The sequence below is a fragment of the Streptococcus sp. NSSLK0004 genome, from assembly GCF_059039125.1.
Window position 1 is genome coordinate 780,587 of sequence record NZ_CM180142.1, and the last position, 22,124, is coordinate 802,710.

General features: G+C 41.3%; 19 protein-coding genes. 11 read left to right on the forward strand and 8 right to left on the reverse strand.

The window, feature by feature from the left end:
* Positions 1-30: 30 nt before the first annotated feature.
* Both AC4CS8_RS04095 and AC4CS8_RS04100 read right to left on the reverse strand, forming a co-directional pair.
* Positions 31-837, reverse strand: a complete 807-nt coding sequence (locus AC4CS8_RS04095; protein ID WP_493893669.1) for a glycerophosphodiester phosphodiesterase family protein — start codon at positions 835-837, stop codon at positions 31-33.
* A 10-nt stretch (positions 838-847) separates the two neighbouring features.
* A complete protein-coding gene (locus AC4CS8_RS04100) occupies positions 848-2,074 on the reverse strand; it encodes an MFS transporter (protein ID WP_493893670.1) in 1,227 nt (408 codons plus the stop codon).
* A gap of 158 nt (positions 2,075-2,232) precedes the next feature.
* On the opposite strand from AC4CS8_RS04100, the gene AC4CS8_RS04105 reads away from it, so the two are divergent.
* Positions 2,233-2,463 (forward strand): hypothetical protein, encoded by a 231-nt coding sequence (locus AC4CS8_RS04105; protein ID WP_493893671.1) that lies wholly within the window; start codon positions 2,233-2,235, stop codon positions 2,461-2,463.
* Between the two features lie 589 nt (positions 2,464-3,052).
* On the opposite strand, the gene glgB is transcribed toward AC4CS8_RS04105, so the two are convergent.
* The 5 genes from glgB to AC4CS8_RS04130 all read right to left on the reverse strand — a co-directional run bounded on the left by glgB (position 3,053) and on the right by AC4CS8_RS04130 (position 9,726).
* Positions 3,053-4,891, reverse strand: coding sequence for a 1,4-alpha-glucan branching protein GlgB (gene glgB, locus AC4CS8_RS04110; RefSeq protein ID WP_493893672.1), 1,839 nt, complete (start codon positions 4,889-4,891; stop codon positions 3,053-3,055).
* 68 nt (positions 4,892-4,959) lie between these two features.
* Complete coding sequence (gene glgA / locus AC4CS8_RS04115) at positions 4,960-6,405, reverse strand: glycogen synthase GlgA (protein ID WP_493893673.1); 1,446 nt, start codon at positions 6,403-6,405, stop codon at positions 4,960-4,962.
* Positions 6,406-6,418: 13 nt separating this feature from the next.
* Positions 6,419-7,534, reverse strand: coding sequence for a glucose-1-phosphate adenylyltransferase subunit GlgD (glgD, locus tag AC4CS8_RS04120; protein WP_493893674.1), 1,116 nt, complete (start codon positions 7,532-7,534; stop codon positions 6,419-6,421).
* Positions 7,535-7,546: 12 nt separating this feature from the next.
* On the reverse strand, positions 7,547-8,674 hold the full coding sequence (locus AC4CS8_RS04125; RefSeq protein WP_493893675.1) for a glucose-1-phosphate adenylyltransferase: 1,128 nt from the start codon (positions 8,672-8,674) through the stop codon (positions 7,547-7,549).
* 143 nt (positions 8,675-8,817) lie between these two features.
* Positions 8,818-9,726 carry a LysR family transcriptional regulator gene (locus AC4CS8_RS04130; protein WP_493893676.1) on the reverse strand — a complete coding sequence of 303 codons (909 nt, stop codon included), beginning with the start codon at positions 9,724-9,726 and terminating at the stop codon, positions 8,818-8,820.
* 207 nt (positions 9,727-9,933) lie between these two features.
* Between AC4CS8_RS04130 and AC4CS8_RS04135 the strand changes: the two genes are divergently transcribed.
* The 6 genes from AC4CS8_RS04135 to AC4CS8_RS04160 all read left to right on the forward strand — a co-directional run bounded on the left by AC4CS8_RS04135 (position 9,934) and on the right by AC4CS8_RS04160 (position 15,538).
* Positions 9,934-10,707, forward strand: a complete 774-nt coding sequence (locus tag AC4CS8_RS04135; protein WP_493893677.1) for a dihydroorotate dehydrogenase electron transfer subunit — start codon at positions 9,934-9,936, stop codon at positions 10,705-10,707.
* 11 nt (positions 10,708-10,718) lie between these two features.
* Positions 10,719-11,669: a dihydroorotate dehydrogenase gene (locus tag AC4CS8_RS04140; RefSeq protein WP_493893678.1), complete on the forward strand. Its 951-nt coding sequence runs from the start codon at positions 10,719-10,721 to the stop codon at positions 11,667-11,669.
* A 159-nt stretch (positions 11,670-11,828) separates the two neighbouring features.
* A complete protein-coding gene (gene pyrF, locus AC4CS8_RS04145; protein WP_493893679.1) occupies positions 11,829-12,524 on the forward strand; it encodes an orotidine-5'-phosphate decarboxylase in 696 nt (231 codons plus the stop codon).
* A 202-nt stretch (positions 12,525-12,726) separates the two neighbouring features.
* Positions 12,727-13,356 carry an orotate phosphoribosyltransferase gene (gene pyrE / locus AC4CS8_RS04150; RefSeq protein WP_493893680.1) on the forward strand — a complete coding sequence of 210 codons (630 nt, stop codon included), beginning with the start codon at positions 12,727-12,729 and terminating at the stop codon, positions 13,354-13,356.
* A gap of 216 nt (positions 13,357-13,572) precedes the next feature.
* Positions 13,573-14,229, forward strand: a complete 657-nt coding sequence (locus AC4CS8_RS04155; protein ID WP_493893681.1) for a uracil-DNA glycosylase — start codon at positions 13,573-13,575, stop codon at positions 14,227-14,229.
* Positions 14,230-14,269: 40 nt separating this feature from the next.
* The gene (locus tag AC4CS8_RS04160) at positions 14,270-15,538 is read left to right on the forward strand and encodes a dihydroorotase (protein ID WP_493893682.1); all 1,269 of its coding nucleotides are present in this window, start codon (positions 14,270-14,272) and stop codon (positions 15,536-15,538) included.
* A gap of 13 nt (positions 15,539-15,551) precedes the next feature.
* Here AC4CS8_RS04160 and plsY read toward each other — a convergent pair whose 3' ends face one another.
* Entirely contained in the window at positions 15,552-16,196 is a 645-nt protein-coding gene (gene plsY, locus AC4CS8_RS04165) for a glycerol-3-phosphate 1-O-acyltransferase PlsY (RefSeq protein ID WP_493893683.1), read from the reverse strand.
* A gap of 141 nt (positions 16,197-16,337) precedes the next feature.
* Here plsY and parE point away from each other — a divergent pair, with 141 nt between their 5' ends.
* The 4 genes from parE to parC all read left to right on the forward strand — a co-directional run bounded on the left by parE (position 16,338) and on the right by parC (position 22,014).
* A complete protein-coding gene (parE, locus tag AC4CS8_RS04170) occupies positions 16,338-18,287 on the forward strand; it encodes a DNA topoisomerase IV subunit B (protein WP_493893684.1) in 1,950 nt (649 codons plus the stop codon).
* 22 nt (positions 18,288-18,309) lie between these two features.
* On the forward strand, positions 18,310-18,912 hold the full coding sequence (gene fic / locus AC4CS8_RS04175; RefSeq protein ID WP_493893685.1) for a protein adenylyltransferase Fic: 603 nt from the start codon (positions 18,310-18,312) through the stop codon (positions 18,910-18,912).
* Between the two features lie 32 nt (positions 18,913-18,944).
* Positions 18,945-19,439 (forward strand): YkvA family protein, encoded by a 495-nt coding sequence (locus AC4CS8_RS04180; RefSeq protein ID WP_493893686.1) that lies wholly within the window; start codon positions 18,945-18,947, stop codon positions 19,437-19,439.
* A gap of 121 nt (positions 19,440-19,560) precedes the next feature.
* On the forward strand, positions 19,561-22,014 hold the full coding sequence (gene parC / locus AC4CS8_RS04185) for a DNA topoisomerase IV subunit A (RefSeq protein ID WP_493893687.1): 2,454 nt from the start codon (positions 19,561-19,563) through the stop codon (positions 22,012-22,014).
* The last annotated feature ends 110 nt before the right edge of the window (positions 22,015-22,124 follow it).

The following is a 22,124-nucleotide window of genomic DNA, read 5'->3' on the forward strand; positions in this document are numbered from 1 at the left end:
GAAAAAGGTGTGAAGTCATTTCACACCTTTTTACTCGATTTCAAACCCTTCAAATATTTGCAGATCAAACAAGTCCTTATTTTTCTCGTATTCCTCAGGCGTTTTGACCGTATAGCAAACCAAGGGAATACCAAAGACCGATTTCATCAGTCTTAAGCTGAGATTGCCTTGGTAGCGGTGGTCATAGGCGACAAAGTCTGGTCTGGCTAGCACATTGGACAGCAAATGCCGAACAGCAGAGTAGTAAATCCCTCGCTTACCACCTAAATTTCCCGATAACTGTCCACGGATATAGTTGGGGCGGTGCTTTCTGAAATAAGCTACTACCAAGGGATTAAAGGACTCCACCATAAACAGCCCCTCATAAGCATCCAGCTCTGCTATAGTCCTCTGACACAGGTCAGCCACTTCCATAGCCTCAGATTTAAGCTCCACAATTAATGGAACACGCCCAGCCACTTCTGACAGGACCTGCGATAGCAGAGGCACTCCCTCTTGACTAGCAAACAACCGATAGCCGAGCAGCTCCTCATAGGTCAGGTCCTCGATGTTTTTGGAAATACCAGAGGTTCGCTTAAGATTGGCATCATGAAAGACGACCAGTTGACCGTCTTTTGACAAGCGAATATCAAACTCAATCCCGTATCCCTTCTCAACAGCCAACTGAATAGCGAATAAGCTGTTTTCAGGAGCAGGACCGGCATTGTCATGAAGGCCACGGTGGGCATAATCCCAGTTCAGAAAAGGCTGAAAATCGACCACCTTCCGACGAGGAGCTAGCAGATAAAAAATGAGCAGAACAAGAGCTAGAAAGAAGCACAATAACCAGTAGAACATGAAGCCTTTATCACCTTTCTTTATCAAATAGACTGTCACCATGTCGCACCAGACTCATGGTCACAAAGGACAGAAGAGAAAAAACAAGAGCATAGGGGAATAATATGCCAAAGCCAAGCGACTGCATGAGAAAACCGGACAAAATCGGTGTCACAATCTGAGCAGCCATAGAAGCAGTATAATACATCCCAGTAAATTTACCGACATCCGAAGTCTGACTCATCTCTACCATCATAGGAAGCGAATTGACATTGATAAAAGCCCAGCCTATTCCCATAATCGCAAACGAGAGATAGACTAATGGAGAAAAACTAGTAAAGATACTACCTAGTCCATAGGTCGTGGAAACCAGACAAATCCCAATTAGAATGGCTTTCTTTCGTCCCAAAACTGTCCCTACAAAACCTGACGGCATATAGCTGACAATTGCTACAATAGTTGCCACCATAAGTGCCGTAGCAACCTCTCCAGCAGACATATTCCAAACAGCAATAGCGTAACGTGAAAAGGCTGTGGTAATACCGTTATACGCCATGAACCAGAGGAAGATAGACCCCAGCAAGAAGAAGAGGGAGCCTTTGACTTCCCGAGGCAAGTCCTGACTGATCTGCTCTGCCATTTCCTCCGCAACCTCCTCTACCCTCATCTTGTTCTCATTAATTTTCCAACGTAAAATAGCAAAGCTGACCAACAAGATAAGCGCGACAGCTAGAAAAGCAGCAGTATAGTCTGGTTTGTCAGACTTTCCGACCAGCAAACGAATGGCCAGTAAAGCAAAGATTGCTCCAACCGCTCCCATTAGATTAATCACAGCATTTGCCTTACTCCGCAATTCTTTTGGCGTTAAGTCTGGCATCAGAGCCACAGCAGGAGCACGAGAGATGGACATGGCAAGAAGGGCAATCCCCAAACCCAAATTGAAGAGCCAGAAGGAGTCATGATTGGTCGCATAGGGAAGAAGCAGCAGTCCTAGAATAGATAGGACTGTTCCTACAAAGACAAAAGGAACCCGACGTCCATGTTTACAATTTATTCGATCGGAAATCGCACCAAAAAATGGTAGCAGAAATAAGGATAGAATATTGTCCAAGGACATCACAAAACCTGTCCAAGTCTTATCTAGCTCAAACTGATTTTCTAAAATCAAAGGGATAATGACATCGTACAATTGCCAGAAAGCAGAAATTCCCAAGAATGCCATACCAATATAAATGGTGCGTTTGTAATTGAGTTTCATAATTTTCTCCTCAAATGTAGTGGCTAGAAAGGACCAATCTTGTAAAAATTGAATGAGAAGGTTACCATTTTTATAATTTTATTATACACAATAAAGAAAAGGGTATCAAGAATGTTGTGATTACAGTTTTGGTATCTGTTCCCTTGCTTATGATGGTGATGCCGTCTATCCAAAATACTCTTGGCAGTGCATTTATGGTGTATAGTTTCTTTTATAATTCATTGAAGCTAAATCCAGATAGCTCTACTACAGATAATGGATTAGAGTACTATGCCCGCCTTTCTGCAACCAATAATAGTACCGGTAGCATAGAATACTCTTCAAAGAACTGGGATACAAGCAGTGTTTATGATATATATAGTTTAGTGGAAAATAGTGCATATAAATGAATTGTCAAAGTTGATGAAACTAGATTAACAGGGAATCCTGTAACTGGAATATACAGTACAACTTTGTTGTAACATGCACTTACAAGAGAGAAAATGTTACTTGATCGGATATTAGCAGTATCCTTTTCAGGAAAATTAGGAGCTGGAGAAATAGCAAGTGTAAACCTGCCATTAGCATGTATTTCATCTAATTCATAAACAGTTATTCTTAAACAGAGTCGCTACCTTCTGTAGGAGTGTTTATGCAACTGTTGTGAAAAGCGATTTAATCTATAGCCTGTTTAATTCCTTTTCCTAGTCTGTGTAGTAAGCTGAATTGCTTACAGGTAATCAATTGTATTGTAGCGGTTGTAGAAAAATCAGACTTAATTACTGCTAGTAAAAATGATTGTCAGGTAGCCCATAAAAAAAATAAAGGTAAAAATATCCTACCCAATACAGGTTCTCGTGCAAATCTATCAGTTTACTACTTGTTGTCTACTTTACTCTTGAAAAGAATATAAAAAATCAGTCATTGTAACGAGCTAAGTCAAATACAATGACCGATTTTTATGTTTTAAAGTAATTCTTTATGAAACACTATTTTGTGTTACTTCAAGCGTTCTAAGTAATAGGTTGTCAAACGTGGAATCGTCAATTTAGCACCATTCTCATCGGGAAGGAGCTCGAAAGGTTCGGTTGGAATGAAGTTAGAAGAAAATACCAGACGATAATGGCTGTCTGCTGGTAAGTCCAAATGAACATCAAAGAGTTCATTATCGTTGAAATTGTTAACAATTAAAATTTCTTCCTCATCGCTAGTCCGTTTAAATGCATATAGATTAGCCTCTGGATCAATTTTTACCCAATCAAATCCTTTTTCATATGCTTGGTAGTCATATTTCCAGAAAGAGTCATGCTCCTTATAAAAAGTAGAAAGTTCTTTCATCATTTGGGCAAAAGATTGGTGAACTGGATAGAGTAGAAGCCCCCAATCCATTTCTGTATATTCGTGCCACTCACGGATATGTCCCCATTCATTTCCCATGAAGAGCAGTTTCTTTCCAGGGTGGGCAAAATAGTAACTGTAATAAGCACGAGCTAAGTGGAACTTATCTTCATAGTTACCGTTCATCTTATCTATGATGGATAGTTTTCCATGTACCACCTCGTCATGTGACAAAGGTAGGAGGAATTGTTCGGTTTGGTTATAGTACATACCGAATGTTAATTCGTTAGAATGGTATTTCCGGTAGATAGATGGACGCTCCATGAATTTTAGGGTATCGTTCATCCATCCGAGGTCCCATTTCATATCAAATCCGAGGCCACCTTGGTCTAGCGAGTGTGTGACCTTAGGATAGCTGGAAGAATCTTCTGCAATCATGAGAACACCCTTGAATTCTTGGTGTACCAAGGCATTGACTCGTTTGATAAAGTCTATAGCTGCATGATTTAGTTTATCTTCTTCGGTTTCTCCACGCCAATAAAGTAAGTAGGAGAGAGCATCTACACGAATTCCGTCAAAATGAAATTCTTTGAGCCAATATTTGATATTGGAAAGAAGGAATGATCGTGTTAAACCTTTTCCTAAATCAAAATTTGCTGTTCCCCACTGGCGATTCTCGCGGTCATGCTCTTCTGGATATTCATATAACCAACTACCATCAAATTGATAGAGACCATGAGCATCCTTACAGAAATGTAGGGGAACCCAATCTAGAATAACTCCGATTCCAGCTTGGTGGCACTGGTCTATGAGATATTTCAGTTCATCAGGCTTACCGTAACGGCTGGTAGGACTATAGTAACCTGTCACCTGGTATCCCCAAGAAGCATCGAGTGGATGTTCTGTAATTGGCAAGAGCTCAATGTGAGTGTAATTGTTCTCTTTAACATAATCAATCAAGAGAGGAGCGATTTCCTTGTAGGAATAGAAAGCATCCGCAGGAGCTCCACTCTCATTTTTATTAGCAAAGCGCTGTTTCCAAGAGCCTAAATGGACTTCGTAGATAGAAACAGGGGATTGTTTGAAATCATAGTTTACCCGGTTATACATCCATATGTCATCTTTAAATTTGTAGCGGCTATTATAGGTCGTCGAAGCAGTGTTTGGTCGTAGTTGGCTAAACTGTGCGTAAGGATCTGCTTTATAGAGTTCCCAGCCTTGTTGAGTAATAATTAGATATTTATAATTGTTAAAAGACTTGAGATCAGCGACGTATAGCGAAAAAATACCATCGTGTTCATGTTCCATAGGATGTGTTCGTTGCCAAGCATTAAAGTCACCAATCAGAAAAACTTGGGTAGCATTTGGGGCGTAGACACGGAATTGGGTACCTAGAATTTTATTCCGTTCTTTAATAATATGAGCTCCCATCTTTTCATAAAGAGTCGTGTGCTCACCGGAATTCATATAATATAGGTCTAAATCAGTAAATTCTGTCATAGCAATCTCCATTACTGAAAAGGAGTGGACGGCAGTCGCACTCCAGTTCAGTTTTCATTTTTATAAATTTATCCGCTGATTTCGCGATAGAGCCAGATATATTTTTCTGCTGATGCAGTCCAGCTAAAATCACGATTCATAGCTTGTTCAACCATTTTCAACCAATCTTCTGGTCGATCGTAGTAGGTCTGAAGGGCTAAGTCATAAACTTGCTTCATATTATAGGCATCCTTGCCACCGAACGTGAATCCAGTTCCTTCTTTTGTTTCCATATGATAAGGCTGGACAGTGTCTACTAGTCCACCAGTTTCACGTACTAGTGGTAGAGTTCCGTAGTGCATGGAAATCAGCTGGCTGATACCACAAGGTTCAAACATGGATGGCATGAGGAATAAATCACTTGCTGCGTAGATTTGATGGGCTAACGGTTCATTGTACCCACGATAAAAGGCGAATTTATCAGGGTAAGCATGTTTAAAGTGATTAAATGCATTTTCTATGTCTGTTTCACCATTACCAAGGATTACAAATTGAACATGTGCCTGGAGTAAATGTCCCAAAACCTCAGTCAATAGATAAAATCCTTTTTGCCAAGTCAAACGAGAAACAATCCCCACCAAAATAACATTTTCGTCTTGAGGCAGACCAAACTGTGCTTGAAGAGCCAGTTTATTTTTTTTCTTATCAGCTAAGTTTGTTAAGCTGTAATTGGCTACTAAATAGTTGTCTGTGCTACTGTCCCAACTATCGTAATCAATACCGTTGACAATGCCGACTAAGTCATGTTTGCGAAGTTCTAACACATGTTGCATGTTTTCACCGAATTCTTCAATCAAAATTTCATGAGCATATGTTTCAGAAACGGTCGTCACTTTATCAGCATAGAGAATTCCTAATTTCATGAAACTGATGCATTCATCATGGAAACGAGCAATACCGTCTAAATAATAGCTGTAGTCCATTCCTAGAGCTGACCAAAGGGCTTGTTTGTGGAAAATGCCTTGAAAAGCTAGGTTGTGAATGGTGAATACATGTTTGATGTTCCGAAATTCTTCACGATAGCTATAAAAAGTACGACAAAGGAAAGGAAGAGCAGCAGTGTGCCAGTCGTGAGTATGTATGACATCTGGGAAGAAGTTCAAGGCTTCTAATAAACGACACGTAGCATGCTGGAAGAAACCAAACCGCATAGCATCATCGTCATAACCATAAAGCTCCTCGCGTTCGAAGAAATCACGATGTTCGATGAAGTAGAAGGTTACTCCTTCAATGACTTGACTATAAACATTAGCCATAGATTGAATATCACCTGCACGTACATCGTAGCTAGATACGTAATCAAAATCTGAATGATTATTAATTGCAATTTTTTTATAAAGTGGTAGAACTACTCGGACATCCAACCCCTGTTTTACCAATTCTTTAGGCAAGGAACCGATAACATCGGCCAAACCACCAGTCTTGATGAATGGAAGTCCTTCAGATGCTACAAAGAGAACAGATTTTTTACTCATAGAATCTCCTTAATTATATAATTTGGTGAGCCTTTATATAGGCTGGGGATTCTTGACTTCCCTTAATATCAGTTGGATGAATAATCTTGGTAGATTTGTCAATGATAGCATTCTCGATATTTGCACCACTTTTAATTGTAACACCATTCAATATGATAGAGTTTTTGATCGTTACACCATCTTCAATAATGACATCGCGGTCAATAACAGAGTTTTCGACTTGACCATTAATGTTAGCACCATTTGAAATCAAGCTACGTTTGACCTCTGCCAGAGGACCGTATAGGCTTGGTGAACTGTCACTAGTTTGTGTATGAATAGGCCAGTCATGCTTGAAGAGGAGTTTACGAGTATCTTGATCAATCAGTTCAATCTGAGTATTGAAGTAGGCGGAAACAGTATTGATACAAGCTACAAAGTCACGATGAGCATAACCCATGATTTTATATTGGTCCACGGTATCACGAAGAATATCTTTGAGCCAATAAAGCGAAGATACTTTGTTGGCACGTTTAATCAAATCAATAAAGGTTTCGCGTTTCATGATATAGGCTTCTAAGGAAACTGGACGATTTTTGTATTTACCATGATTTTCTTCAAAAGCTACAACTCGTCTGTCATCACCAAATTTAAGTGTTTGGCAACCAATGAAGTTTTCTTTAGCATTTGTTACATTTTTATATAGAACAGTTATATCTGCACCCGTTTTTAAATGCTCATCCATGACTTTTGTGAAATCTTGACCATAGATGAAGTAAGATGGTGCAATTAAGACATATTCTTTATCTGAGTTTTCGATATAGTGAATATTATCGGAAAAAGCGTTGATATCGTGCTGGTAAACAGAATTTGGGTCACTCGTACTGTTCAGCAAACGAAGTGAACCACGTTTACTATTGATATTATAATGTTTCCCAGTTCCGACGTGCTGAATCGTTGAACGCATTTTTACGGGCATATAGACTTGAAACTCTGTAATGCCTGAGTTGGACATATTGGATAATGGGAAGTCAATCAAGCGATAACGGCCGAGGAAACCAAAAGCTTGCACGCCACGGTGCCCCATAACATCACCAAAATGAACATTATTGCCGTCAATATTTACAATTCCTAGGGTATTTCTTAACATAGTAGTCCTTTCTTATTGGTTCACATTCTTGTCGATCAAGAGGATGTTGTCAGGTTCTCCAGAGAGTTTAATTCCGTCTGCAATTTTGATATTTTCAGCAACGATAACGTAATCAAGCTCTGCGTTTTCTCCAATGACAGCTCCAGGTAGAAGTACAGAATTTTTAACAACTGCACCTTTCTCGACTTGAACGTCTGTTGAAATAACAGAATGTTCAATGTTGCCATCGATGATAGCACCTTTGTCAATGTAAGCCGATTTAACAGTAGCAGTTGCACCGATAACCTGAGCAGGGGAACCTTTGTCTTCAGAGTAGATTCTCCAAGAACGGTCAGATAAGTCTAGGTCATTTGCATGATCAATCAGGTCCATATTTGATTCCCAGAGGCTATTAACAGTTCCGACGTCTTTCCAATAGCCACGGAAAGGATGAGCAATCAGAGTACGACCATCTGCTAAATATTTTGGAATGATATCATGGCCGAAGTCATGTGAGGAAGTATCCAATGCATCATCTTCCAGTAAGTATTTTCTTAGTGTTTTCCAAGTGAAGATGTAAATACCCATAGAAGCGAGATTGCTCTTAGGATTTGCTGGTTTTTCTTCAAATTCTTCGATGCGATATTCTTCATCAGTATTCATGATACCAAAGCGAGAAGCCTCTTTTATTGGCACTTCGATAACAGCGATAGTAGCATCAGCATTTTTCTGCATGTGAGTTTCCAAAAGTTTGTCATAATTCATCTTGTAGATGTGGTCACCAGATAGGATAAGGACATACTCAGGGTCATGCAAATCGATGAAATCGATATTTTGAGTAATGGCATCAGCTGTTCCTTTATAAAGTCCGAACCCTTCAATTTTTTCACTTGGTGGAAGAACAAAGATACCAGATCCTTGTACATCTAGTCCCCATCGTTGCGATTGGGCAACGTAGGAGTTAAGTAGAACGGGCTCATACTGTGTCAGGACACCAACGATGTCAATACCAGAGTTTGCACAGTTACTGAGAGGGAAGTCGATAATGCGGTATTTTCCGCCAAAGGCTACAGCAGGTTTGGCGACTTTTTTTGTCAAACCTTCCAGACGGGTGCCCCGTCCACCCGCAAGAATCATTGCTAACAATTTATTTTGAGCCATCTAACACACTCCTTAAAATTTGATACTTACATTATAGCATAAATAAAAAAAGAATGAAAGCGATTTCTGTAAAACAATTTGAATAATTTACAAACTATTTTACAAAAGCTTTCATTCTTATATGTAAGCCAAAAATTTAAAGACTATTTATCAAATTGAATTTCTTCAAGTAGAAAAGTAATGAAACGTTCCCCCATATCAGAAAGGGTTGTTTTTTCATGTTGGATATAAACTAGTTCGATTTGATCGTCGTAGTCTAGTGGTATGGAAATAATCTGATCTCCGTTGAGGTTGGAGTTAAGAATACCTGTAGCAATCGTATAACCGTCTAAACCAATCATTAGGTTAAATAGGGTGGCTCGGTCAGATACAACGATGGATTTTTTATGGTGTTCTTGTGATAGGATTTCTTCTGAGAAATAGAAAGAATTGTGAAGACCTTGCTCGTAACTTAAATATGGAAAGTCTACTAAATCCTCTAATGTTAGAATAGATTTTTTTGCCAATGGACTATTCTGGCTGACAAAGACATGAGGACGTGCAGTGAAGAGATGGGTATGACTGAGACGGTTGTCGTCTAAGAGCTTTAAGAGAACATCACGGTTGAAGTTATTGAGGAAGATGACCCCAATCTCTGAACGGAAGTTCTTCACATCATCGATAATTTCCCAAGTCCGTGTTTCCCGTAGGAAGAGTTCATAATCTTCCATTTCAGTCTCTTTTAAAAGAGAAACAAAGGCGTTAACAACGAAGGCATAATGTTGAGAAGATACGCTAAAGAGCTGTCGTTTTGCACCAGGATTTTTGTAGCGTTCTTCCAATAATTCGGTTTGCTCTACAACTTGACGAGCATAAGAAAGAAACTCAATGCCGTCCTTGGTTAATGTAATCCCCTTAGGGTTTCGGTGAAAAATCTTAATTCCCATTTCTCGTTCTAAGTCTCGAACGGCATTGGATAAACTGGGTTGAGTGATGAAGAGTTGCTTAGAGGCTTCATTCATGCTCCCAGTTTCGGCTATTTTGATAATGTAATGTAACTGTTGAATTCTCATAATCTTATTGTACCATTTGTACTAAGAATTGACAAAAATATAGAAAAAATGTATAATCCAAACAATCAACCTTTAATTAAGTTCAGAGAAGCTTAAAAGGATACAGGACAAAGGCAGATTCTGTCTACTTTTCGTGTAACCTTGCTGATTGGCAAGGTTTTTTCTATAACTGGTTGATAGATATTCTATTTTCTGGAGGATAGTCCAATGTTATTGCAAGAAATGATGACAGTCGTTGAGCAAGTGCAGATAGCACCACGAATTTTTTCCTTAATTTTAGAAGGAAAATTGGTTCAGGAAATGACGGCTGGTCAGTTTGTTCACATTCGCGTACCGGACAAGTCTATGCTACTTAGACGGCCCATCTCCATCTCTGATATCGACAGAGGGCTGAATCGTTGTCGTCTTATTTATCGAACGGAAGGGCAAGGAACAGAATTATTTTCTACCTTGCAGGTTGGACAAGAACTAGATGTAATGGGCCCCTTAGGAAATGGTTTTCCAACGGAGTTCCTCAAAAAAGGAGATAAAGTTCTGATTGTAGGAGGAGGAATTGGTGTTCCACCTCTAGTGGAATTAGCCAAGCAAATCAAGAATAAAGGAGTAGATATCCTGTCTATTATTGGATTTGCCAATAAAGATGCTACAATCTTAGAAAGTGAATTAAACCAGTATAGCAACGTTCTTGTTACTACAGATGATGGGAGTTATGGTCAAAAAGGTCATGTCGGTCACATTATTGACAATCTAGGCACGGAATTTCAGGCGATTTATGCTTGTGGAGCACCTGGAATGATGACTTATCTAGACAAGAAATTCCAAAATCACCCACATGCTTATCTTTCCTTAGAATCTCGGATGGCTTGTGGTATGGGAGCTTGTTATGCCTGTGTTGTCAAGGAAAAAGGTGGTCAAGACCATGAAAATAAACGTGTCTGTAAGGACGGGCCTGTGTTTGCAACAGGCAGTCTAGTTTTATAGGAGGTAGCAGGATGACAGAAAATCGATTAGCAGTTTCTCTACCAGGGTTAAATTTAAAAAATCCCATCATTCCAGCTTCTGGTTGTTTTGGGTTTGGTCAAGAATATGCTGGTTATTACGATTTGAATAAATTGGGCTCCATCATGATAAAGGCAACGACTAAGCAAGCTCGCTATGGGAATCCAACCCCTCGTGTCGCTGAGACACCATCAGGTATGCTCAATGCAATTGGGTTGCAAAATCCTGGTGTCGACGCTGTTGTATCTGAGAAGCTACCTTGGTTGGCCCATCATTTTCCAGAACTTCCTATTATTGCAAATGTAGCGGGTTTTTCAAATGAAGAATATGCTTATGTGGCTGGCAAGATTTCACAGGCTCCTAACGTTAAGGCTATTGAATTAAATATCTCTTGTCCCAATGTGGACCATGGAAACAATGGTTTACTAATTGGTCAAGTTCCTGAATTGGCTTATGACGCAGTAAAGGCAGCCGTAGAGAGTTCTTCGGTACCTGTATATGTTAAGTTGACACCAAGTGTGGCAGATATAGGTCTCATTGCCAAGGCTGTAGAAGATGCTGGGGCCAGCGGATTTACGATGGTAAATACTTTGGTCGGTATGCGATTTGACTTGAAAAATCGCATACCCATCCTTGCTAATGGAACTGGTGGTATGTCTGGGCCGGCTATTTTTCCGGTTGCTCTTAAGCTAATTCGTCAAGTAGCACAGATGAGCAAACTACCTATCATTGGTATGGGTGGAGTTGATTCAGCCGATAAAGCTTTAGAGATGTTTTTAGCTGGTGCATCTGCTATTGGTGTTGGTACAGCTAACTTCACAGATCCGTTCATTTGCCCCAAAATCATCCAGGAACTACCTCGTCGAATGGACCATTATGGTATAGGAAGCCTAGAGGAGTTTCGCCAAGAAGTTAGGATTATGTTGACAACTGCTAAACATTGACAGTAGTCAAACAAAAGAGTAGAATAGATAAAAGTAGAATAATCCTTTAACTAAGTCCAGAGAGGCGAAGAAGGGTCACAGGTTTTAAGGCATGTTTTGCCTACTTTTTGTGTAACCTTCGCTGATTTGGCGGAGGTTTGTTTTTGTGTAGGAGGTATCATGAAAGAAGAACGTCCCATTATTGCCCTTGACTTTGCTAGTTTTGCAGAAGTAAAGGAGTTTTTACAACAGTTTCCTACTGAGGAAAAGCTATATGTCAAAGTCGGTATGGAGCTCTACTACTCAGTTGGGCCAGAGATTGTCCGGTATATCAAGTCCTTGGGACATAGTATTTTTCTTGATTTGAAATTACATGATATTCCTAACACAGTCGAATCAGCCATGCGCATACTGGCGGAACTTGAAGTAGATATGACCAATGTTCACGCAGCAGGTGGTTTGGAGATGATGCAGGCGGCTCGTAGGGGGCTTGGAAATCAGGCACGTTTGATTGCGGTGACTCAGTTGACTTCCACTTCGGAGGAACAAATGCAGAGCGACCAGAACATACAGACCAGTTTACAGGAGTCCGTTGTTCGCTATGCTCAGCTAACGGAAAAGGCAGGTTTAGACGGTGTCGTCTGCTCAGCTCAAGAGGTTGGTCTCATCAGAGAAGCTACTCAAACAGGATTCATCTGCCTGACACCTGGTATTCGACCGACAGGTAGTGCAAGTGGTGACCAAAAACGCATCATGACGCCCCGTCAGGCTGCGGAGATTGGTTCGTCTTATATTGTTGTAGGCCGTCCTATTACCCAGGCGGAAAATCCCGTTCAAGTCTATCAGGCTATTAAAAAGGAGTGGAGTGGGGAATAAAGTAATATATAAGGCAGCTATTGACCGTCCGATTGGCAACGATTATCCATCGTCGTGAGGACAAGGAAGATAAATGGATTTTGACTAGACTTACTGAGCAAGTTAGTCTAACTTAAATTCAAATGACAAAACATTTTTTAGACAGTATTTCGCTTCAGGGATTGAAAAGATTGAAGAATAGTACGATACAAAGGAGAAAATTATGACACTTGCAAGCAAGATAGCATCACATCTTTTAGATATTAAAGCAGTTTATCTACGTCCAGATAAACCATTTACATGGGCATCCGGGATTAAATCACCAATTTACACAGATAATCGTATCACGTTGTCCTATCCAGACACGCGTAATTTGATAGAGACAGGTTTTGTAGAGGTTATAAAAGAAGCCTACCCAGAGGTAGAAGTTATTGCTGGAACAGCTACAGCAGGGATTCCTCATGGGGCTATCATCGCAGACCGTATGAATCTTCCTTTTGCTTATATTCGTAGTAAAGCTAAGGAACATGGGGCAGGAAATCAAGTGGAAGGCCGTATTGTTAAAGGACAAAAAATGGTAGTTGTTGAAGATCTGATTTCGACAGGTGGATCTGTCCTTGATGCTGTTGCTGCAGCGGAGCGAGAAGGAGCTGAGGTACTAGGTGTAGTAGCAATTTTCACCTACCAGTTACCTAAGGCTGAACGGAATTTTGATAATGCTGGTGTTGAGCTAGTGACCCTTTGTGATTATTCTGAACTGATAAAGGTTGCCAAGGTTAAAGGTTATATCGATGCTAACGGTTTGATGCTTTTGAAAAAGTTCCGTCAGAACCCTGAAAACTGGTTAGATTAATTATTAATATAGTCATTAGAAAAGATGAGATGTACTGAATATTGCATCTCCCATATTATTCAGAGAGCGGTATGGAACTTATGTAACTACCTGACAGGTTCCTGATGATTTTGAGGGCGGTAAGGCTCGTCATCTCTTGCAATTCTTATCACAAATCTTGTTATTAGCCAGTACAGGATTAGCTCAATCCCCGTTTCAGGTAAAAAGGAGTAAACGATGCACCATTCAACGTGGCATGACTTGATTAAGGCGAAATTGCCTGAACATTACTTTGGCAAAATCAATCAGTTCTTAGACCTTGTCTATGCAGGCGGAACCATCTATCCACCAAGGGAAAAAGTCTTTGCTGCTATTCAGGAAACAGCTTTGGAGGACGTTAAGGTGGTTATTTTGGGACAGGATCCCTACCACGGACCCGGTCAAGCACAGGGACTATCTTTTTCAGTACCTGATAGTATACCTGCTCCGCCATCTCTTCAAAATATCCTCAAGGAATTAGCAGAAGATGTTGGAGTAAAAACAAGCCATGATTTGACCTCGTGGGCAAAACAAGGGGTTCTTCTCTTGAATGCCTGCCTCACAGTTCCTGAAGGTAAGGCCAACGGTCATGCTGGGCAGATTTGGGAACCTTTTACAGATGCTATTATCAAAGTTGTTAATGAACTGGAGCAGCCTGTGGTCTATATTCTTTGGGGTGCTTATGCCCGCAAGAAAAAAGTCTTGATTACAAATCCCCATCACTTCATTATTGAATCGGCACATCCAAGCCCCTTATCAGCTTATCGAGGATTTTTCGGCAGTAGACCTTTTTCTCGGACAAATGACTATTTAGAATCGAAAGGTAAGCAAGCAATCAATTGGACACTATCGTAGCAAAATTGTGTGGTTATTATTTATTATAAAGGAGTGAAGTATGCTTTTAATCAAAAATGGACGGGTTATTGATTCAAAGACTCAGCTAGATAAGATTTGTGATATTCTTGTAGATGGAGAGAAAATTGTAAAAATTGCAGAACATATTGATAGTGTTGGTCATGAAGTGATTGATGCTACAGGATTAGTCGTTGCTCCAGGTCTGGTAGATGTACATGTACATTTTAGAGAACCAGGCCAAACTCATAAGGAAGATATCCATACGGGCGCATTATCGGCAGCTGCAGGAGGATTTACTTCTGTTGTTATAATGGCCAATACTAATCCGACGATTTCAACAGTTGAAACGTTGCAAGAGGTATTAGACTCAGCTAACAAAGAAGCGATTAATATTTATAGCGTCGCAACTATTACTCAGCAGTTTGATGGTCAAAATCTGACTGATTTTGCTAGTCTCATCAAGGCAGGAGCAGTTGCTCTTTCCGATGATGGTATTCCCTTAACCAATGCAGGTGTAGTTCGAAAAGCTATGCAGAAAGCTAAAGAACTTGATATTCTATTGAGTCTTCATGAAGAAGACCCCAATCTAAATGGAGTCTTAGGACTCAATGAACAAGTAGCTGAAAAGCATTTTCATGTTTGTGGAGCGACAGGTGTTGCAGAGTATAGTATGGTAGCTCGAGATGTCATGATTGCATATGAAACTGGTGCGAAAGTTCATATCCAACACTTGTCAAAAGCTGAATCGGTTAAGGTAGTCGAATTTGCTCAAGCTCTTGGTGCCACTGTCACTGCAGAAGTTGCTCCGCAACACTTTTCAAGGACCGAGGATTTACTTTTAACCAAGGGAGCGAATGCTAAAATGAATCCTCCTCTTCGACTAGAGTCAGATAGATTAGCAGTTATTGAGGGACTAAAATCAGGTGTTATATCAGTTATTGCTACTGATCATGCGCCTCATCATGCTGATGAAAAAAATATTGCGGATATAACTCAAGCTCCTTCGGGTATGACAGGACTTGAAACCTCTCTTTCTTTAGGATTGACTCATTTAGTAGCAGATGGTCATTTAACGCTTATGCAACTATTGGAGAAGATGACCTACAATCCGGCTCAACTTTATGGTCTGGATGCAGGCTATTTAGCAGAGGAGGGGCCGGCAGACTTGGTGATTTTTGATCCGATTATAGATCGCTTAGTTACAGCTGACTTTGCTTCTAAGTCAGCAAATTCTCCATTTATTAATGATCACTTAAAAGGAGAAGTATATTACACCATTGCTAGAGGGCAAGTAGTTTATAGAAAGTAAAAAATAGGTCAGGTTATACCTGCCTATTTTGTTTAGTTAAATTGAGTCCGAAGGGGACTAAGTTTTCTTCTTTTTTTAAGATACGTCGGATATTTTCCTTATGGCGAATGATGACAAAACTTCCAAGGAAAACAATGATTACTGTAAAAAGCCAGTCATAACCATCTAGCAAGAAGGGGATTATTGGAAAAATCAGAGCTCCGAGGATACCTGCTCCAGCAGCTACTACGCTTGACATGGAAACCATGGATGTTAAATAGAGACAGAGTATAAAGACGACAATCAAGTAGAGACAGAAGCTAGGAGCAAAGCCCATTAACATGCCAGCAGAGGTTGCCACCGCCTTTCCACCTTTGAAATTGGCAAAGATTGGGAAGGTATGACCTAAAACAGCAACCAGGCCAAAGACAATTGGGGAGATGCCTTCTGCATGCAGCAAGATTGGCAAAAAGGTCGCAAGTGTTCCTTTTAGAAAATCAATCAGGAAAACAACCAGACCAGCTCGTTTACCGAGAATTCGAAAGGTATTAGTAGTACCAGTATTGCCAGAACCATGCTCGCGAATGTTAATATTAAAGAATACCTGTCCAATCCAGAGACCGGATGGAACTGATCCCAACAAATACGCAACAATAATTAATATACAATTCAATAACATAGTTTTATTATACCATACTTTCAACTGATTTTACCTAATTGCTTAGAAATGCCCTGTTCCAGCCGAAAGAAAGCAGAAAAATTTTGCAAAATTACCGAAAAACCTGTAATATAGAAAGGATGACAAGTATGGAGGTCAGATTTGGCTAAGAAAGAAATTAATATAAATAATTACAATGATGATGCCATTCAGGTATTAGAAGGGTTGGATGCTGTTCGTAAACGTCCAGGAATGTATATTGGCTCGACAGATGGAAATGGTTTGCACCACATGGTCTGGGAAATTGTCGACAATGCTGTCGATGAAGCCTTATCTGGTTTCGGTGACCACATTGATGTAACGATAAATAGGGACGGCAGTCTTTCTGTTTCTGACCGTGGTCGTGGTATGCCTGTCGGTATGCATGCAACAGGCAAGCCAACCGTAGAAGTTATCTTCACTGTTCTCCACGCAGGTGGTAAGTTCGGTCAAGGTGGCTACAAGACCTCGGGAGGTCTTCACGGGGTTGGTTCTTCGGTGGTCAATGCCCTGTCTAGCTGGTTGGAAGTTGAGATTACCCGTGATGGAGCTGTCTATAAGCAACGTTTTGAGCAAGGTGGTAAGCCTGTTACGACATTGGAGAAGATTGGTACTGCACCAAAATCAAAAACAGGTACAAAGGTAACCTTTATGCCTGATGATACCATTTTCTCGACAACAGACTTCAAGTTCAACACCATTGCCGAACGTTTGAAAGAGTCAGCCTTCTTGCTGAAACAAGTTACCATGACTCTGACAGATGAGCGGACGGGTGAGCAGGAAGAATACCATTACGAAAATGGCGTACAAGATTTTGTTTCCTACCTGAATGAAGACAAGGAAACCTTGACACCAGTCCTTTATTTTGAAGGTGAGGATGCAGGTTTCCAAGTCCAAGTTGCCATGCAGTACAATGACGGCTATTCAGACAATATCCTGTCCTTTGTTAACAACGTTCGTACCAAGGATGGTGGTACCCACGAAACAGGTCTGAAACTAGCCATTACCAAGGCTATGAATGACTATGCTCGTAAGACAGGTTTGTTGAAAGAGAAAGACAAAAACTTGGAAGGTTCAGACTATCGTGAGGGTCTGTCAGCTGTTCTTTCAATCCTTGTTCCAGAAGAACATCTACAGTTTGAAGGACAGACCAAGGACAAATTAGGTAGTCCCTTGGCACGCCCAGTGGTAGATGGTATTGTTTCGGACAAGTTAACCTTCTTCCTTTTGGAAAATGGCGAGCTAGCTTCAAATCTAGTCCGCAAAGCCATTAAGGCGCGTGATGCCCGCGAGGCCGCTCGTAAGGCCCGTGACGAATCCCGAAATGGTAAGAAGAACAAGAAGGATAAGGGACTTTTATCAGGTAAATTAACCCCAGCCCAGTCTAAAAATCCAGCTAAAAATGAACTTTATCTGGTCGAGGGTGACTCAGCCGGTGGTTCTGCCAAACAAGGTCGTGACCGCAAGTTCCAAGCCATTCTACCCTTGCGTGGTAAAGTCATTAACACCGCCAAGGCCAAAATGGCGGACATTCTCAAAAATGAAGAAATCAATACCATGATTTATACAATCGGTGCTGGTGTTGGCTCAGACTTCACTATTGAAGATGTGAACTATGACAAAATTATTATCATGACCGATGCGGATACGGACGGTGCTCACATTCAGACCCTCTTGCTGACTTTCTTCTATCGCTATATGAGACCATTGGTTGAAGCAGGCCGGGTTTACATTGCTCTTCCGCCCCTTTATAAGATGTCAAAAGGTAAGGGAAAGACTGAAAAGATTGCTTATGCTTGGTCTGATGGGGAATTGGAAGACCTCCGCAAGGATTTTGGTAAAGGCTTTATCCTTCAACGTTATAAGGGACTTGGTGAGATGAATGCCGATCAGCTTTGGGAAACGACCATGAACCCTGAAACCCGTACTCTCATCCGTGTGACCATTGAAGATTTGGCGCGTGCAGAACGTCGCGTGTCTGTCCTCATGGGCGATAAGGTCGAGCCACGCCGTAAGTGGATTGAGGATAATGTTAAGTTTACCTTGGAAGAGGCGACTGCATTTACCAAATAATCTCAGGAAGTTGAGGTAGAGTATGGTATTAGAAAATAAATTGGGGATTGAAAATTCGGCTGAGTTGGCCCGTCTTGAAGAACAAATCAGCAAGAAAAAAGCGGCTCAACTATTTGAAACTGGTCAATTGTTCCAGCTTGAAGTAGGGACATTTGCAGGTTTGGCACAGATTCATAGAGCCTTGTTTGAAGAGATTTATGATTTTGCAGGAAAGATTCGAGAGGTCAACATTGCCAAAGATAATTTTCAATTTGCACCTCGGATTTTTCTAGAGCAATCCTTGGACTATATTGACAAACTACCGCATCAAACCTTTGATGAGATTGTTGAAAAATATGCGGATATGAACATTGCGCATCCTTTCCGTGAGGGAAACGGACGTAGTATGCGAATCTGGTTGGATTGCATGTTCCGAGCTAGTCTGGGGAAGGTTGTTGATTGGAATCGGATTGATAAGGCCGAGTATTTCAATGCTGTGGTCAGAAGTCATGTATCGACAGGAGAGCTAAAATATCTCTTGCTACAAGCTTTAACGGATGATCTTGGGCGAACTACCTATTTCAAGGGTATCGACCATTCTTATTATTATGAAGGCTACAACCTCTATCGGATAGAGGAATTATAAATCTAGCACAAACAAACTATGTGAGGTGTTTTATGCCACTAACCATTCCTAAATTGCCCCAGACAGCGAAGAACTGGGCAAGCAAGCAGAAGGCGCAGCTAAGCCAAGTGGACTTGAAGGAAAAGTTTGACTTGGCCCTTCAGTCGTGGAAGTCTAAAAAGACAGAAACAGAAGCGGCTCAACTTCTTGCTGATTCTGATAAAATGGAGGAATTTCTCCAAGATGTTGAATTGAAATTGAAGAAGGTTCCCCTTGCTGGTGAAAACCTGGCGGTTGTTCCGGGTATGATTTCTCTTGTCCGCAGTTATATCAAACGTGACTATCATGAAGTGCCTAAGGGCGTTCTTTTGGCAACAGTAGGAGCCCTAATTTATTTCTTTAGTCCTGTTGATGCTCTGCCGGATTTTCTTCTAGGAGCTGGTTTGCTGGACGATGCTTTTGTTCTAGGTGCTTGTTTAAAACTCATCAAGTCAGACTTAACGGACTTCCGTGACTGGCAAGCAAGCCAGCACAAGATAGAGGAGTAGCTTTGCTATTTTCAAAAAGGAAAATAAATTTCTAGTCAAGAAACAAAGAAAGGATTGTTGAGTTAGCAAGTCTAGCTTGGCAAGGGATCAGTGAAGAACTTGTCCCTTTGTATCTTAATTTATGTCTAACATTCAAAACATGTCCCTTGAGGACATCATGGGAGAGCGTTTTGGTCGCTACTCCAAATACATTATTCAGGAGCGGGCTCTTCCGGACATTCGTGACGGTCTCAAGCCCGTACAACGTCGGATTCTTTATTCTATGAATAAAGACGGCAACACCTTTGACAAGGGCTATCGTAAGTCTGCCAAGTCAGTCGGTAATATCATGGGGAATTTCCACCCGCACGGTGATTCCTCTATTTATGATGCCATGGTCCGCATGAGTCAGGACTGGAAAAACCGCGAGATTTTGGTGGAGATGCATGGAAACAACGGTTCCATGGACGGCGATCCGCCTGCGGCTATGCGTTACACCGAGGCTCGTCTATCGGAAATGGCTGGCTATCTCTTGGCTGACATCGAGAAAAAGACGGTGCCATTTGCTTGGAACTTTGACGATACGGAAAAAGAACCCACTGTGCTACCAGCTGCCTTCCCTAATCTATTGGTTAATGGAGCGACAGGAATTTCAGCTGGGTACGCTACTGACATCCCGCCGCATAATTTGTCGGAGGTCATTGATGCTGTTGTCTATATGATTGACCATCCGACTGCGAAGTTAGAAAAGTTGATGGAGTTCTTGCCTGGACCAGACTTCCCAACGGGTGCTATTATCCAAGGGGCTGACGAAATCAAGAAGGCCTATGAAACTGGTAAGGGCCGTGTCGTTGTCCGTAGCCGTTGTGAAATCGAGCAACTCAAGGCTGGCAAGAAACAGATTGTCATTACCGAGATTCCTTACGAGGTCAACAAGGCTGTTCTAGTCAAAAAGATTGACGACGTTCGTGTTAACAACAAGGTACCTGGAATTGCGGAAGTACGTGATGAGTCAGACCGGACAGGTTTGCGGATTGCCATTGAACTGAAAAAAGACAGCGATGAGCAAACTATTCTCAACTATCTGTACAAATACACCGATCTGCAAATCAATTACAACTTCAACATGGTGGCCATTGATAACTTCACACCACGTCAGGTTGGCTTGCAGAAGATTCTGTCTAGCTATATTGCCCACCGTCGTGAGATTATCATTGCCCGTTCTAAGTTTGACAAGGAAAAGGCAGAAAAACGCCTCCATATCGTAGAAGGCTTGATTCGTGTCATTTCCATTTTGGATGAAGTGATTGCCCTTATCCGTGCTTCTGAAAATAAGGCAGACGCCAAGGAAAACTTGAAAATCAGCTACGATTTCAGCGAGGAACAGGCAGAGGCTATCGTGACCTTGCAACTTTATCGCTTGACCAACACCGATATTGTGACCTTAGAAAACGAAGAAGCAGCCCTCCGTGAGCAGATTCAGATATTGGCAGCCATTATCGGAGATGAGCGGACTATGTTTAATCTCATGAAGAAAGAACTGCGTGAGGTCAAAAAGCAGTTTGGCAACCCTCGTTTGAGTGAATTACAAGATCAAGCAGAGACCATTGAAATCGATACTGCCAGCTTGATTGTGGAGGAAGAAACCTTTGTCAGCGTAACCAAGGCAGGCTATATCAAACGCACCAGTCCTCGTTCTTTCAATGCCTCAACCCTTGAAGAAATGGGCAAACGTGACGATGACCAGTTGATTTTCTTGCAGAATGCCAAGACCACTCAGCACCTCTTGCTCTTTACCAATCTTGGAAATGTCATTTATCGTCCTGTCCATGAATTAACAGATATTCGTTGGAAGGATATCGGTGAACACTTGAGCCAGACCTTGATGAATTTTGACACCAATGAAGAGATTATCTTTGCTGAATTGGTAGAGAATTTTGACGAAGGAACTTATTTCGCGGTGACCAAGTATGGTCAAATCAAACGTGTGGAGCGGAAGGAGTTTACTCCGTGGCGGACTTACAAGTCTAAGTCAACCAAGTATGCCAAACTCAAAGATACAGAGGATGTGGTTGTTACCGTATCACCTGTAGTATTAGATGACATTATGCTCATTACAGAAAAAGGTTACGCTCTGCGATTTAACATCGAAGAAGTGCCAGTCATTGGTGCTAAGGCGGCCGGTGTCAAGGCAGTCAACCTCAAGGATGAGGATATGGTGGTTGCGGCCTTTATCAGTAATACCAGCTCCGTTTATCTTTTGACCCAGCGTGGTAGCTTGAAGCGAATGGCGACGGAGGATATTCCTGTGACCAGCCGTGCTAAGCGTGGCTTGCAAGTTCTCCGTGAACTAAAGGCAAAACCACACCGTGTTTTTGCAGCTGGATCTGTCTTGACGGATCAAGGGGATTTCGATCTCTTTAGTACGGCTAGCGAGGAAGAAACAAGTAGCCAGATTTTACAGGTGACATCGAAAGCGGCTAAGGTTTACGAAGTCGATGTGACCCAGCTTAGCCTGTCTGAACGCACCAGCAACGGCAGCTTTATCTCGGAAACCATTTCTGATGAGGAAGTGTTATCGGCCTGGGTGAAATAGGAGAAGCCAGTGAAGAAGAAATACCTTGTACTCCTGATTCTGATAGTAGTCATGGTTTTGACATTGCTTGCTATGAATCTCTTTCCTGCTTTTGAGGAATGGCTTCACCA

Coding starts and splice junctions, on each gene's coding strand:
- AC4CS8_RS04095 (WP_493893669.1), bottom strand. CDS start 837: ATGTTCTACTGGTTATTGTGCTTCTTTCTAGCTCTTGTTCTGCTCATT.
- AC4CS8_RS04100 (WP_493893670.1), bottom strand. CDS start 2,074: ATGAAACTCAATTACAAACGCACCATTTATATTGGTATGGCATTCTTG.
- AC4CS8_RS04105 (WP_493893671.1), top strand. CDS start 2,233: ATGCCGTCTATCCAAAATACTCTTGGCAGTGCATTTATGGTGTATAGT.
- glgB (WP_493893672.1), bottom strand. CDS start 4,891: ATGACAGAATTTACTGATTTAGACCTATATTATATGAATTCCGGTGAG.
- glgA (WP_493893673.1), bottom strand. CDS start 6,405: ATGAGTAAAAAATCTGTTCTCTTTGTAGCATCTGAAGGACTTCCATTC.
- glgD (WP_493893674.1), bottom strand. CDS start 7,534: ATGTTAAGAAATACCCTAGGAATTGTAAATATTGACGGCAATAATGTT.
- AC4CS8_RS04125 (WP_493893675.1), bottom strand. CDS start 8,674: ATGGCTCAAAATAAATTGTTAGCAATGATTCTTGCGGGTGGACGGGGC.
- AC4CS8_RS04130 (WP_493893676.1), bottom strand. CDS start 9,726: ATGAGAATTCAACAGTTACATTACATTATCAAAATAGCCGAAACTGGG.
- AC4CS8_RS04135 (WP_493893677.1), top strand. CDS start 9,934: ATGTTATTGCAAGAAATGATGACAGTCGTTGAGCAAGTGCAGATAGCA.
- AC4CS8_RS04140 (WP_493893678.1), top strand. CDS start 10,719: ATGACAGAAAATCGATTAGCAGTTTCTCTACCAGGGTTAAATTTAAAA.
- pyrF (WP_493893679.1), top strand. CDS start 11,829: ATGAAAGAAGAACGTCCCATTATTGCCCTTGACTTTGCTAGTTTTGCA.
- pyrE (WP_493893680.1), top strand. CDS start 12,727: ATGACACTTGCAAGCAAGATAGCATCACATCTTTTAGATATTAAAGCA.
- AC4CS8_RS04155 (WP_493893681.1), top strand. CDS start 13,573: ATGCACCATTCAACGTGGCATGACTTGATTAAGGCGAAATTGCCTGAA.
- AC4CS8_RS04160 (WP_493893682.1), top strand. CDS start 14,270: ATGCTTTTAATCAAAAATGGACGGGTTATTGATTCAAAGACTCAGCTA.
- plsY (WP_493893683.1), bottom strand. CDS start 16,196: ATGTTATTGAATTGTATATTAATTATTGTTGCGTATTTGTTGGGATCA.
- fic (WP_493893685.1), top strand. CDS start 18,310: ATGGTATTAGAAAATAAATTGGGGATTGAAAATTCGGCTGAGTTGGCC.
- AC4CS8_RS04180 (WP_493893686.1), top strand. CDS start 18,945: ATGCCACTAACCATTCCTAAATTGCCCCAGACAGCGAAGAACTGGGCA.
- parC (WP_493893687.1), top strand. CDS start 19,561: ATGTCTAACATTCAAAACATGTCCCTTGAGGACATCATGGGAGAGCGT.